Source organism: Pseudomonas sp. MS19 (assembly GCF_013277615.1).
Lineage (GTDB): Bacteria > Pseudomonadota > Gammaproteobacteria > Pseudomonadales > Pseudomonadaceae > Aquipseudomonas > Aquipseudomonas marincola.
Genome location: NZ_VBTO01000014.1, coordinates 74,524 through 87,710, shown reverse-complemented (window position 1 = coordinate 87,710; position 13,187 = coordinate 74,524). Strand labels below are relative to the sequence as shown.

At 56.4% G+C, this 13,187-nt stretch carries 9 protein-coding genes; 5 read left to right on the top strand and 4 right to left on the bottom strand.

Annotated features, from left to right (window positions below):
• Nucleotides 1-38 precede the first annotated feature (38 nt).
• Genes prpC through FEZ62_RS16110 form a run of 3 tightly spaced genes read right to left on the bottom strand, consistent with a single transcriptional unit; the run spans nucleotide 39 to nucleotide 2,829 of the window.
• Nucleotides 39-1,166: a 2-methylcitrate synthase gene (gene prpC, locus FEZ62_RS16120; protein WP_069898680.1), complete on the bottom strand. Its 1,128-nt coding sequence runs from the start codon at nucleotides 1,164-1,166 to the stop codon at nucleotides 39-41.
• A 56-nt stretch (nucleotides 1,167-1,222) separates the two neighbouring features.
• Nucleotides 1,223-2,110: a methylisocitrate lyase gene (prpB, locus tag FEZ62_RS16115; protein ID WP_069898679.1), complete on the bottom strand. Its 888-nt coding sequence runs from the start codon at nucleotides 2,108-2,110 to the stop codon at nucleotides 1,223-1,225.
• Complete coding sequence (locus tag FEZ62_RS16110; protein WP_069898678.1) at nucleotides 2,107-2,829, bottom strand: GntR family transcriptional regulator; 723 nt, start codon at nucleotides 2,827-2,829, stop codon at nucleotides 2,107-2,109. Before FEZ62_RS16110 ends, prpB begins: the two co-directional genes overlap by 4 nt.
• Before the next feature lie 295 nt (nucleotides 2,830-3,124).
• On the opposite strand from FEZ62_RS16110, the gene FEZ62_RS16105 reads away from it, so the two are divergent.
• Genes FEZ62_RS16105 through FEZ62_RS16095 form a run of 3 tightly spaced genes read left to right on the top strand, consistent with a single transcriptional unit; the run spans nucleotide 3,125 to nucleotide 6,183 of the window.
• Nucleotides 3,125-3,661 carry an ATP-dependent zinc protease gene (locus FEZ62_RS16105; RefSeq protein ID WP_172928903.1) on the top strand — a complete coding sequence of 179 codons (537 nt, stop codon included), beginning with the start codon at nucleotides 3,125-3,127 and terminating at the stop codon, nucleotides 3,659-3,661.
• A 5-nt stretch (nucleotides 3,662-3,666) separates the two neighbouring features.
• The gene (locus FEZ62_RS16100) at nucleotides 3,667-5,193 is read left to right on the top strand and encodes an inactive transglutaminase family protein (protein ID WP_069899680.1); all 1,527 of its coding nucleotides are present in this window, start codon (nucleotides 3,667-3,669) and stop codon (nucleotides 5,191-5,193) included.
• Between the two features lie 3 nt (nucleotides 5,194-5,196).
• Nucleotides 5,197-6,183: an alpha-L-glutamate ligase-like protein gene (locus FEZ62_RS16095; RefSeq protein ID WP_172928900.1), complete on the top strand. Its 987-nt coding sequence runs from the start codon at nucleotides 5,197-5,199 to the stop codon at nucleotides 6,181-6,183.
• 34 nt (nucleotides 6,184-6,217) lie between these two features.
• Here FEZ62_RS16095 and pabB read toward each other — a convergent pair whose 3' ends face one another.
• The gene (gene pabB / locus FEZ62_RS16090) at nucleotides 6,218-7,567 is read right to left on the bottom strand and encodes an aminodeoxychorismate synthase component I (protein ID WP_172928898.1); all 1,350 of its coding nucleotides are present in this window, start codon (nucleotides 7,565-7,567) and stop codon (nucleotides 6,218-6,220) included.
• 157 nt (nucleotides 7,568-7,724) lie between these two features.
• Here pabB and FEZ62_RS16085 point away from each other — a divergent pair, with 157 nt between their 5' ends.
• Both FEZ62_RS16085 and FEZ62_RS16080 read left to right on the top strand, forming a co-directional pair.
• Nucleotides 7,725-10,433 (top strand): LuxR C-terminal-related transcriptional regulator, encoded by a 2,709-nt coding sequence (locus tag FEZ62_RS16085; protein WP_242454977.1) that lies wholly within the window; start codon nucleotides 7,725-7,727, stop codon nucleotides 10,431-10,433.
• A complete protein-coding gene (locus FEZ62_RS16080; RefSeq protein WP_172928896.1) occupies nucleotides 10,433-13,156 on the top strand; it encodes a LuxR C-terminal-related transcriptional regulator in 2,724 nt (907 codons plus the stop codon). The genes FEZ62_RS16085 and FEZ62_RS16080 overlap by 1 nt, the downstream gene beginning before the upstream one ends.
• Nucleotides 13,157-13,187 lie beyond the last annotated feature (31 nt).

Genomic DNA, 13,187 nt, shown 5'->3' with positions numbered 1-13,187 from the left:
TCGGGGAGGGGCTTATAACGCCACCTCCCCGCTAGCAATTAGCGCTGCTCTAGCGGCGTTACTGCGCGTTGCTCTACACCGGTGTATTCCGCGCTGGGGCGAATAATCCGGTTGTTGGCGCGCTGCTCGAATACGTGTGCGGTCCAGCCACTCACCCGCGAGCAAACGAAGATCGGCGTGAACAGCTTGGTCGGGATGCCCATGAAGTGGTAAGCCGAGGCGTGATAGAAGTCGGCGTTGGGGAACAGTTTCTTTTGCTCCCACATGACCGCGTCAATGGCTTCGGATACCGGGAACATCACAGTGTCGCCCACTTCATCGGCCAACTGCTTGGACCAGCCTTTGATGACCTCGTTACGGGGGTCTGAGTCTTTGTAGATCGCGTGGCCAAAGCCCATGATCTTGTCTTTGCGGGCGAGCATGTCCAGCGTGCCAGCAGTGGCGGCCTCGGCCGATGCGAACTTCTCGATCATCTCCATTGCCGCCTCGTTGGCGCCGCCGTGTAGCGGGCCGCGTAGGGAGCCGATGGCCGCCGTAACGCAGGAGAAAATGTCCGACAGGGTTGAGGCGCAAACGCGTGCGGTGAAGGTCGAGGCGTTAAATTCGTGCTCAGCGTAGAGAATCAGCGAAACGTTCATCACCTTAACGTGCAATTCGCTCGGCGCTTTACCGTGCAGCAACTGGAGGAAGTGGCCGCCAATAGTGGCCTGGTCGCTGTTGCAGTCGATACGCACGCCATCATGGCTGAAGCGATACCAGTACGTCATGATCGCCGGGAACGCGCCGAGCAGACGATCAGCCTTGTCGCGTTGCTCGTCGAAGCTGTGCTCTGGCTCCAGATTGCCAAGCATCGAGGCGCCGGTACGCATGACATCCATCGGGTGAGCTTGCGCCGGAATGCGCTCAAGCACTTCCTTGAGCGCCTGGGGCAGATCGCGCAGTTTGTTCAGCTTGCTCTGATAAGCGCTGAGCTCGGCCTGATTTGGCAGCTCGCCGTAGAGCAGCAGGTAGGCGACTTCTTCAAAGATGCAGCTGCTTGCCAGGTCGCGCACATCATAGCCGCGGTATGTCAGGCCCGCGCCGGTCTTGCCGACGGTGCACAGTTCGGTCTGGCCGGCGACCTGGCCACGAAGGCCGGCGCCACTGAGTACTTTTGCTTCAGCCATTGTTAGATCCTCATCATCTTGAAATTGTTGTTCGGGTCGATGTTGGAATGCGCGGCTCAGTTCTTTTTCTGAGCGAACAGGGCATCCAGGCTTTGCTCGAAGGCGTGGTAGTTGATGCGATCGTAAAGCTCCATGCGCGTTTGCATGGTGTCGATGACATTCTTCTGGGTGCCATCGCGACGCACGGCCTCGTAGACGTTTTCGGCAGCCTTGTTCATGGCGCGGAATGCTGAGAGCGGGTAGAGCACCAGGGATACATCGGCAGAACGCAGCTCGTCGGTGGTGAACAGCGGGGTCGCGCCGAACTCGGTGATGTTGGCCAGAATCGGGGCGTTGACCTTCTGCGCAAACAGCTTGTACATCTCAAGTTCTGTAATGGCTTCCGGGAATACCATATCGGCGCCGGCTTCAATACAGGCGGCGGCGCGGTCCAGCGCAGACTCCAAGCCTTCAACGGCCAGGGCGTCGGTGCGCGCCATGATCACGAAACTGTCATCGGTGCGTGCGTCTACAGCGGCCTTGATCCGGTCGACCATTTCCTGCTGCGAGACGATTTCCTTGTTCGGACGATGGCCGCAGCGCTTGGCGCCCACCTGATCTTCGATGTGAATGGCGGCCGCGCCAAACTTGATCATCGACTTGACCGTGCGTGCAACGTTGAACGCTGACGAGCCAAAGCCAGTGTCGACATCGACCAGCAGCGGCAAGTCGCAGACATCGGTAATGCGGCGCACGTCGGTGAGCACGTCGTCCAGCCCGGTGATGCCCAGATCCGGAAGCCCCAGCGAGCCTGCAGCAACGCCGCCGCCCGAAAGGTAAATAGCTTTGAAACCGGCACGTTTTGCCAGCAGTGCGTGGTTGGCGTTGATCGCGCCAATGACCTGCAACGGGTGCTCTTCGGCTACGGCATCGCGGAAACGCTGGCCTGGGGTTTTCAAACTCATGACTCACCTCTGGTTTTGGCTGTCTTGGATTCTGCGTCTAGATAATGACGCTCAATGTTGCGCTTCGATGCGCCGATGTGACGGCGCATCAGCAGTTCCGCCAGCTCACCGTCACGGTCAGCAATGGCGTCGAGAATTCGGTGGTGTTCGGCAAACGCCTGGCGCGGGCGATTGGGGGTGGCGGAAAACTGAATGCGGTACATGCGCACCAGTTGATAAAGGTCGGAGCAGAGCATTTGCGTCAGCGTTCGGTTGCCACTGCCCTGAATGATCCGGTAGTGGAAATCGAAGTCGCCTTCTTGCTGGTAATAGCCATTGCCCGCCTGAAACGCTTCATCACGCTCATGGGTGTCGAGTACGTGGCGAAGCTCATCAATTTCGGCCTGGCTCATGCGTTCGGCAGCGAGCCGGCAGGCCATGCCTTCCAATGATTCGCGTATTTCATACAGCTCGATCAGTTCGCTGTGGTTCAGAGACACCACGCGCGCGCCGACGTGAGGGATGCGCACCAGCAGGCGTTGGCCTTCCAGCCGGTGAATGGCTTCGCGCAGCGGACCGCGGCTTATGCCATAGGTGCGCGCCAGCTCAGGTTCGGAAATTTTGCTGCCAGGGGCTATCTCGCCCTTGATGATTGCAGCCTGAATGCGCCGGAAAACCTGCTCTGAGCGCGTTTCAGAATCTTCGCCATGATTTAGAGGGACTTCGACGGTATCGAGCATATTGTCAACAATGGCTGTTTTATTTAGGCAAAAAATACCTTTTTGAGCGGTAATGGTCAATCGTGTGATTAGGATTGTCGACAGTCCTCTGACTGGTAGACGCTGATTGCTAGCCCAACCCCAACAAACTTACTGGGTCGCTATCTGTTGTCCGCCAAATGCGCCATGTTAGACTTCGCCCCGTTTGAGCATGCTTTTACGCATGCCTGCTAAACTTCAGCGCATATACCAGCCTGCCGGGTAGATGCGTGCGGGTCTTTAGCCTCATTGATAGAGAAAAATACTAACGGGATTTATGAGACTCACGCCTAACCTACTGTTTCTATGGCTATTTATTGTTCCCTGTGTAGCAGTTGCAGCGGACAAGTCTGTCTACGGCCTTAATGAATACACCCATTTGGTGAATCTCAATATTGAGGTTGCCGCCAAACTCGATACCGGGGCCAAGACCGCCTCTCTCAGCGCACGTGATATCAAACGCTTCAAGCGTGACGGCGAGACATGGGTGCGCTTTTATCTGGCCATAGATGATGCGCACAGCAATCCTATCGAACGTCCTCTGGCCCGTGTCAGCAAGATCAAACGCCGCTCCGGCGACTATGATCCAAATGAAGAAAAAACCTACACCGCCCGACCTGTAATCGAGCTGGATATCTGCATGGGTGAAGCGCTTCGCAAAATTGAAGTGAACTTGACCGACCGAAGTGCATTCCAATATCCGCTTCTTATCGGCTCGGAAGCACTCAAACGCTTCGGTGCTATGGTAGATCCAAGCCTTAAATATGCAGCAGGCAAGCCTGACTGTGCCAATGACGTAACCCCCGGCGAGTAATGCCCATGCGCTCTCTTAACTTGCACCTTAAAATTCTGATTTTGCTCACTGTGAGCTTGGGCATTTTGATTACTGCCTATCAGATATTCATTTTGGGTATTCCCCTTACCTCGGATGAAACTGACGACTTGTGGAACATTGACGCCAAGGTCGAGTTTCAGGCCAGCCCTCGCGAGCCAGTCAAACTGCAGATGTTTGTGCCTCCTCTCAATCAGGATTATGTAAGCCTCAACGAGAGCTTCATTTCCAATAACTACGGCGTGAGCATCAATCGCGCCGATGGCAATCGCAAAGCCACCTGGTCTGCACGTCGGGCAAGTGGCAAGCAAACCATTTATTACCGCCTGGTACTGACCAAGCGCTACAGCGGTGAGCAAGCCAAGGCCAAAGGCCCGATTTTCCGCGACAGCCTGCCGGTTGAAGGCGCCGAGAAAATCGCTGCAGAAGCATTGCTTGCACCGATTCGTCAGCATTCCGCTGATGTTGAAACCTTTATCAGTGAAACCATCAAGCGGGTGAACAACGAAGCCGACGACAACGCCAAGTTGTTGCTCGGTGGCGATGCCTCGACTGAAAACAAGGCCAAGGCGGTCGAGTTGCTGTTGTCCATCGCGCACGTGCCGATGGAGCGGGTACACACCATTCGCCTGGCCGCTGAAATTCAGCAGGACCCGGAGCTTTGGCTGCGCAGCTTTAACGGCGAGAAGTGGCTGTATTTCAATCCGGTGAGTGGTGAGCAAGGTTTGCCGTCGGACCGACTGGTCTGGTGGGTGGGCAATGACCCGCTGATGAACCTTGAAGGCGGCAAGCAGGCCAACGTTACATTTAGCCTGAACAACAGCGAAATGAATGCAATTCGTCTGGCTAAACTGACCGACGAAAGCACCGATGCCGGCTTCCTGTCCTATTCACTGTACGGCCTGCCTTTGCAGACTCAGCACAACTTCCAGATCATGGTCATGATCCCGATCGGGGTTCTGCTCATCCTGATCCTGCGTAACCTCGGCGGCCTGCAAACCCTCGGCACCTTTACGCCGGTTCTGATCGCACTGGCGTTCCGCGAGACGGGGTTGGGTTTCGGTATCGTGCTGTTTACCTTCATTACCGCGCTGGGCTTGTCGCTGCGTTCCTACCTTGAGCACTTGAAACTACAGATGTTGCCTCGACTGTCGGTGGTGCTGACCTTCGTGGTTGTGCTGATCGCAGTGATCAGCTTGTTCAGTCACAAACTGGGTATGGATCGCGGCCTCTCGGTAGCATTGTTCCCGATGGTGATTCTGACCATGACTATCGAGCGTCTGTCGATTACATGGGAAGAGCGTGGCGCTGGCCATGCCTTGAAAGTGGGTGTGGGCACACTGATCGCCGCATCGCTTGCGCATCTGTTGATGACCGTGCCTGAACTGGTTTACTTCGTGTTCACCTTCCCGGCAATCCTGTTGATTCTGGTGGGCTTCATGTTGGCAATGGGTCGCTATCGCGGCTATCGCCTGACTGAGCTGTTCCGCTTCAATGCCTTCCTCAAGGAGTGACCTATGTTTGGCCTCTGGAAACGTTGGAAGGCTCTTGAAGAACTGGGCATCATGGGCATCAACCGACGTAATGCTGATTACGTGCTCAAATACAACAAGCGTCACCTGTACCCCTTGGTGGATGACAAGATCATCACCAAGGAACGGGCGATTGAGTCGGGCATTAACGTGCCCGAAATGTATGGGATCATCTCGACTGAAAAAGAGATCGATAACCTTGAAAAGATCATTGGTGAGCGCAGTGATTTCGTAGTCAAGCCCGCGCAAGGTGCGGGCGGTGACGGGATTCTGGTAGTTGCTGATCGCTTTGAAGACCGCTTCCGTACCGTCTCGGGCCGGATCATCAGTCTTGAAGAGATCCAGCACCAGATTTCGAGCATTCTCACCGGTCTCTATTCGTTGGGCGGCCTGCGTGACCGCGCGCTGATCGAGTATCGTGTGGTGCCCGATCAGATCTTCAAAAGCATCAGCTACGAAGGCGTGCCGGATATTCGTATCATCGTGTTGATGGGCTATCCGGTCATGGCAATGCTGCGCTTGCCGACGCGTCAGTCAGGCGGCAAGGCCAACCTGCACCAAGGTGCGATTGGTGTAGGCGTTGATCTGGCGACCGGCATGACACTGGGCGGGACCTGGCTGAACAACAAGATCTCCAAACACCCCGATACAACCAATGCCGTGGACGGCGTTCAGTTGCCGAACTGGAAAGGCTTCATGACCTTGGCTGCAGGCTGTTATGAGCTGTGTGGGCTGGGTTATATCGGTGTCGACATGGTGCTCGATCAGGAGAAGGGTCCCTTGATCCTGGAGCTCAATGCGCGTCCCGGCTTGAATATCCAGATCGCCAACAACAGTGGTTTGACCCTGCGCGCGCATGCGGTCGAAGAGCGTTTGGCTGAGTTGGCAAAAGACGGCATCACGGAGTCTGTCGAGGAGCGGGTACGCTTCACTCAGGAAGCCTTCGCGTACATGGCACCTGTGCAGGTCTGAGTTGAATAAGCCGCTGGGCAATCCAGCGGCTTAGCTACTTGCCAAGATTCTGTAGGGTACTCAGCAACACATTGACCTTGGTTATCGACTCCTGATATTCCGCCTGCCACTGTGAGTCAGCAACAATCCCGCCACCGCCCCAGCAACTGATAACGCTATCGCGAGCCAGCAGGCTGCGAATGGCAATCGAGCTGTCCATTTCGCCGCGAATATCCAGATACATCAATGAACCGCAATACAGTGCGCGACGGGTAGGTTCGAGTTCGTCGATGATCTGCATGGCGCGAATCTTGGGTGCGCCGGTGATCGATCCGCCGGGAAAGCTGCCGGCAAACAGGTCCAGCGCGTCTTTGTCTGCGGCTAATTCACCGGTTACTGCGCTCACCAGATGATGCACATTGGGGTAGCTTTCGAGCGCGAACAGTTCAGGCACGCGCACTGAGCCAATCCGGCAACTGCGGCCCAGATCGTTGCGCAGCAAATCAACGATCATCAAGTTTTCAGCGCGATCTTTACGGCTATTGAGTAGCTCATCTGCCTGCGCTTTGTCTTGTTCTGGCGTGTGCCCGCGCGGGCGTGTGCCCTTTATCGGTCGGGTTTCCACATGGCCCCGGCTAACGTGCATGAAACGCTCAGGCGATAAACTGAGAATGGCGTTGTTTTCGCCCAGCCCCAGATAGCCGGAAAACGGCGTAGGGCATATCTCACGCAACGCCTGATAGGCGCCCCACGGATCACCCTCATACTCGGCCTGAAAGCGCTGAGCATAATTTACTTGGTAGCAATCACCCGCTGAAATGTAACTTTGGATCCGCTCGAAGGCCTGTTTGTAGTCCGTTGATCGGATATTGGCTCGAAAATCACCGGCCAATTTGAAGTTTTGCGGGCTGCTTTCGCGCTTTTTTTCAAATAGTGCGATCAGTTTTTTGCGTTGCTGTTCATCCACGCTCGGATGAAACACCAGTTGGCTGGTAAGTGCTTGATGGTCGGTAATCAGCGCCCAGTCATACAGGCCAAGGCGGGCATCCTGAAGCCCAAGATCGTCACAACTTTTCGGCTGCTGAGGTTCGATTCGCTGACCGAAATCGTAGCCGAAATAGCCCATCAGCCCGCCACTGAATGGCAGCTCAAAGCCTGTCGGATAGTCGCACGCTTGAAGCCTTGCAAGGCCCGCACGCAGTCTCTGGTTGTAATCTGCCGCCGACTCGTCGGGGGCAGGTACAAAGGTTTCAAGCGGCCACGCACTGAGCAGGTCGAAACGCCCGCGCTCGGCATTCGGTCGACCCGAGTCGAGCAATATCGCGCCGCATTCCTTATGGATGGCATCGAAGTAAACGCACGGCGAGGCTTGATACGGCAGCGGATGGATTTCGCAGATATTCATTTCGGACTTTCACGAGCGTGGATGGCGATTGTAGATCGCCCAAGCGATTGATCCTAGTCTCGTTCAAAGTTTACGCGGGGTTGGACAGCCGATTACTATGGCTGAGAACCAGGAAGGTAACTGTTACAAATCCAGCACTGTGTATAAGGAAAACATCATGGATGATGTTATTGAATTACCCGTACCGGGTATGACGGCGGCTGCGCAGGAATCTGCCAGAGCCGCTACTGCCCACTTCTGTCGGCAGGCTGTAGACGATTCGCTTCAAGCCCACCCCCACGCCAAGCTCATTCAGTTTTCGGCCCCTGCAGGCTTCGGTAAAACCGTGTCCATGCAAATGCTGGCGACGAGCAGGATGGAGCAAGGAGCGCTTGTTGCCTGGCTTAATATCGTCGATGCAGACAATGACCCGGCAAGTTTCTTTGCTCATCTGATCGCGACTATATCCGCTCATTCTCCAGGTTTTGGCAGCAATGCTCAGGACTATCTGCGCAACTCTCTGCATATTCCCGTCGACATTGTCATGGAATCACTGCTCGTCGAGTTGGCTGAAACGGTATTACCCATGTTGCTGGTGCTGGATGACTTGCATCGCATCAGCAATGTGCAGTTGCAACAGGCGCTGAACCGGCTGGTTGAGTTCTCGCCGCAAAATTTCACCCTGGCGATTGGCTGCCGGTCGCAACCCCGGATGCAACTGGCTCGCCTGCGGGCCAAGGGATTGTTGCTCGAAATAGGTGAGCAAGAATTGCGCCTCACTAAACTCGAGACCCAGGATTATCTCAAGCAGCGCGGTCACGAACTCAGTGGCCAGGTCCTGGAAAACTTATACACGCATACCGGTGGTTGGGTGCTGGGTGTGCACTTGGCCAGCTTGTGGCTGGGGCATCGCGCAGACGCCTACGACGGCAATTACGAGCGCCCGGAAGAGCCTGACACTGTCGCCGAATACCTGTTGCATTCGGTTCTGTCGACACTACCGGCGGATGAACAAACCTTGCTGATGACCTTGGCTGTGGCGCAGCAAGTGAGCGGTGAGTTGGTCGATTATCTCACCGGCGGCACTGGCGGCCAGACGACGCTGCAAGCATTCGAAGCGCGCCAGCTGTTTTTGCGTCCGCTGGACCATGAGCGGCACTGGTACCGTTTCCACGATGTGTTTGCCGACTTCCTGCGTAACCGTCTGCAAGCGCAGGATCCTGCGCGTTTCAAGCAACTGAATTACAGCGCCAGTCACTGGTTTGCTGCTCATGACATGCAGGCCTTGGCAATTCGCCATGCGCACCTTGCCGATGATCCGCGGCTGTTGGCTGAGCTCATCGAAGCGGCCGGCATGCAGATGATCAACCAGGGCGAACTCAGTCTTATCACCTACTGGCGCCAGCACGTGCCTTACTCGATTGCCAGCGAATATCCGGTGCTGATGCTGGTCGATGTGTGGACACGCGCCACGCAAATGGGGCTGCAAGAGGCCAATCGCAATATCGACGACCTGTTGCAAGGCTGGGGTGAGCTGGAGGTGACCACCGACCTGAGTGACAGGCATTTGGCAGCACTGGCGATCAAGGCGGTGATTGCGCTGCAGAAAGATGATTTGGTGACCTGTGTGCTGCTGGCCCGGCGGGTTGAGGTGCACCTGGGTCAGCACTCGGCATTTGTCGAGGTGACAATGCTGATCGTCGGCGCCATTGCACACGTAATGATGGGCGCGCCGCAGTCGGCGCACCGGCTGTTGGCGCTGGCGCAGCAGCGTAATCATTTCTTGTCCGGGCGCTACCTCGAAATGCAGCTGGCCAATGTCGAGTTGCTGTTGAGTCTTGAGCAAGGGCAAATTAAGCAAGCGGCATTGCTGTATAGCCACCTGCGCCTGCACAGCATGCCGTGGTTTGCCGAGCGCTCGCAGGCATTGGTACTTTCGACCGTTACCGGGGCTGTTATCAAGTGCATTCAGGGTGAGTTCGAAGGGCTGGAAAGTCGTCTGCGCTGGGCGCTCGATACTGTCGATCTGATCAGCCCGATCGATGTCTACGCGCAAGGGCTGTTGTGTTTGTCGCGCTTGCAGCGCATGCAGGAAAATCCCAAGGAAGCACACGCCACACTGGTGATGATGCAGAACATGGCGGCCCGCCATAAAGCCTGGCGCTTCTATGCGCTGGCAGTGGGCGATGAGGTTGCGCAAATCCTCCAGGAGACGGCAGTCGACCGCATCAAGCGGGCCGAGTTGAGACTCAAAAGCGTCGACTGGGACAGCCTCGCGGCACCTTACCTGCACATGCGCTTCAATCCGGTGAAATGGATGCAAGGCCTGACACGCGTGCGCTTGCAACAAGCCCGTGGGCATTCCAGCGAAGCCTTGCATGAAATCACCCATCTGCGCGCATTGCTGCTTCCCGACTGGCATGGACTGCACCGGCTGCGTTTGGACCTGCTTTCGGCGCTCAGTTATCAACGTCTGGGGTATCAGGAGCGTTCACAAACCTTGTTGGTGCAGTGCTTGATCGATGCCGAGCGCGAAGGCATCCGAACGCTGTTTATCGAGGAGGGCGACAGTGTCCGGCTGATGCTGCAGCAGCTTGAAACGGCTGAGCGCCAACCGGCGCTGCAGGGTTTTATCCGCCAATTGTTGGCGATCTGGCCGGGTTACAGCGCAAGCCAAACGCTGCTTGAGGTGGACGAAGGCCTGACTGAGCGTGAACGTGAGGTGGTGTGTCTGGCTGCACAAGGTATGTCTAACGCTGAGATCGGCGAACAGCTTGAGTTGGCGTTAGGCACTGTCAAATGGCACCTGCACAACATTTACGAAAAACTAAAGGTTCGCAATCGCACCCAGGCGATTCGACGTGCCCGCGAATTGAGTCTCTTGTAATGAACAAAATTGTTGAATATGCCACTGCTCCGGCTCAGCCTCTGCTGCGCACTAAAATTGCCCCCGTTGCGATCAATCCCGAACTGCTGGTGCCACGCGAAACCCTGATCGAGCGCCTTGATGCTGCATGCCAGGGGCCATTAACTTTAGTGTGCGCGCCGGCAGGCTACGGCAAAAGCGTTTTGCTTGAGCAGTACCGTGCGCACTTGCTGGCGGCCGACTTACAGGTTGCCTGGCTGGCGTGTGACGAAACTGATACTGATCCGCTGCGGGTGCTCGACTATCTGAGTGCTGCTATCGAGAGCTGCTACCCGCAGTTTGATTACTCCCTGCATATTCCGGTGGGCGTTGATGCGGCTGCGGTAGACCAGGCGATTGATGAGTTTGCCCGCGCTCTTGGCAAGCTTCCGGCTGATCTTTACCTGCTTATCGACGACATGCACCGCATCGCCGTGCCGGGCGTGAACGTGCTTTCTCAGCGGCTGATCAGCCAGTTGCCCGCGCATGTACACCTTATTGGCAGCGCCCGCAGTGGTGCGCTAATTGAGGGGCTGGCACCTGAGCTGCAGGCTCAGACTTTCATGTTGAGTTCTGCGGATCTGCGATTCACTGCGGCGCAGACGGCCAATTATTTACAGGACATCAAGCAGCTGCAACTGAGTCGGGAAGAGTTGGCGGTGCTGCATGGGCGTAGCGAAGGCTGGGTTACTGCACTGCAACTACTGGCGCTGGCACTCGGTACAGTGGCTGACCGCACCCTGTACATGCAGCAACTGACCGGCAGTGAACGCAATATTGCAGATTATCTGCAAGCTGATGTACTGGCGGACTTGCCAGATGTGGTGATCTGCTTCTTGCAACAAACCGCCGTTCTCGACGAGTTCAACGCTGAGCTTTGCGATGCGCTGTCCGGTCGCGATGACTCAGCGCAGATGCTGGCCTTTCTCCGGCGTAATCAATTGTTCGTCAAACCGCTCGAAGGGGCGGGCGGGTGGCTGCGTTACCACGGTCTGTTCGCCGACTTCAATCGCACTGGTATACCCAGCAGTGGCGAGCTGGCGACACTCCAGCGCAGCGCCGCACGTTGGTGTCTCGATAAGGGGCATTACGCCAAGGCGATCAAGTACCTGTTACGTGCTGGCGACTTTGCCCGTGGCGCCGAGCTGCTTGAGCTGCACGGTGGCAGTCTGGTCTCCAGCAACGAGGTTTACAGCGTGCTCAAAGTGCTCAAGCAATTACCCAGTGAGGTGATTCTTGAGCACGCCGTGTTCCAGATTTTTTATGCCTGGCAGCTGGCCTTGGAGCAGCGGTATGCCGAGGCAGAGGCGCTGATTGAAGATGTAAGCCTGCGTCTGCCACATGGCCAGAGTGGTGCTTTGCATTACGGTCTGGCGGAATTGATGGTTGCTGCACAAGTGCTCAAGGCCCTGATCCTGCTGTATCAGGACAAGCTGGAGAGCTGCCTGAAGGTCGCGCGTCATTGGTTGCGACTGGTGTCCGAGAATCAGCCGGTATTCAGTGCCAGTCTCTTGTGCATCCAGGCCGCAGCTTACACCTTGCTGGGCGAGGTGGATGAAGGGGTCAAGTCGATTGCCCGCGCACGCCAGTATCTGAGCCAAAGCGCAAATACCTACTTGCTTGTGGTTACCTCACTGATCGAGGCGCTGGTGTGTAAAGAGGCCGGCGATCTCCTGCATGGCAGTCAGGTTGCGGACGAAACCCGCGCCCGGGTCAAGAAGGTTTACGGGATGGACAGCCGCGTGGTGGAGCCGCTGACGCTTGTCAGTGCCGATCTGCTTTATGAGCGTAATGAGCACGCGCAGATCATCGACAAACTGCCCGATGCGATCACCTGGCGCGATGTTGCAACGCCGATTGAGCTGATAAGCCGGGGCAAGCTGGTGATGGCGCGGGCCTATTTCTATGCCGGTGACACGGATAAAGGCATGGCTGTGCTGGACGATTGGCTGGATGGTCTGCATGCGCCAGGCTATGAGCGGGTATTTGCCCTGGGCATGAGTTGTCGGGTGCAGTTCCTGTTATGGCTACGCCGCCCCAATGAGGCCGAGCGCACGTCCTTGCAACTGCAACGGCACATGGCTGGGATACCGGACGGTCGGTTCAGTGAGGCGCAAACCGCTCGTGTGCTCACCGAAGCCCGTCTGGCCTTGGCCGAGCGCCGCGCGGATAAAGCTCAGGCCGTGTTGGAGAACTGTCTCGGTAAGCATCTGGCTGAGCATCAGCGCGAGCGGCGGCTACATATATCCTTGCTATTAGCGGTAGCTCATTGGCGTAAGGGCCACACTGACAAAGCTTTTGAATTATTTGGCGAAAGCCTGGAAAAAGCCTGGCAGTGTGGCTATCGGCGGATGTTCCTCGATGACGCCAATTGGCTCTATCCGTTGATGGGTGCCTGGTTGGCGGCAGAGCCTTCCCGCAAGGAACGCTGGCTTACAGTTGCCGAGCAATGGCGCGAGCAATGCAAGGTGCTAAAACTCGACCCTGACAGCGCGGAAGATAATCAGGACGTCAGCCGCCGTGAACGGGAGATCCTGCGTTTTGTCGCGGCGGGGCTTTCGAACCGGGATATTGCTCAGGCTGTGCACCTGTCGGAGGCGACAATCAAATGGCACCTGCATAATCTGTTTACCAAGCTGAGTGTTCGCAGCCGTACTCAAGCCGTGTTGAAGGGCAAGAGTCTGGGATTGTTGAGCGAGGCGTGAGTCCAGCGTTGCACGCAAATTGGCAGTAAAC

What these genes read in the sequence shown, in the direction of transcription:
- prpC (WP_069898680.1), bottom strand. Translation starts at nt 1,166, where the DNA reads ATGGCTGAAGCAAAAGTACTCAGTGGCGCCGGCCTTCGTGGCCAGGTC.
- prpB (WP_069898679.1), bottom strand. Translation starts at nt 2,110, where the DNA reads ATGAGTTTGAAAACCCCAGGCCAGCGTTTCCGCGATGCCGTAGCCGAA.
- FEZ62_RS16110 (WP_069898678.1), bottom strand. Translation starts at nt 2,829, where the DNA reads ATGCTCGATACCGTCGAAGTCCCTCTAAATCATGGCGAAGATTCTGAA.
- FEZ62_RS16105 (WP_172928903.1), top strand. Translation starts at nt 3,125, where the DNA reads ATGAGACTCACGCCTAACCTACTGTTTCTATGGCTATTTATTGTTCCC.
- FEZ62_RS16100 (WP_069899680.1), top strand. Translation starts at nt 3,667, where the DNA reads ATGCGCTCTCTTAACTTGCACCTTAAAATTCTGATTTTGCTCACTGTG.
- FEZ62_RS16095 (WP_172928900.1), top strand. Translation starts at nt 5,197, where the DNA reads ATGTTTGGCCTCTGGAAACGTTGGAAGGCTCTTGAAGAACTGGGCATC.
- pabB (WP_172928898.1), bottom strand. Translation starts at nt 7,567, where the DNA reads ATGAATATCTGCGAAATCCATCCGCTGCCGTATCAAGCCTCGCCGTGC.
- FEZ62_RS16085 (WP_242454977.1), top strand. Translation starts at nt 7,725, where the DNA reads ATGGATGATGTTATTGAATTACCCGTACCGGGTATGACGGCGGCTGCG.
- FEZ62_RS16080 (WP_172928896.1), top strand. Translation starts at nt 10,433, where the DNA reads ATGAACAAAATTGTTGAATATGCCACTGCTCCGGCTCAGCCTCTGCTG.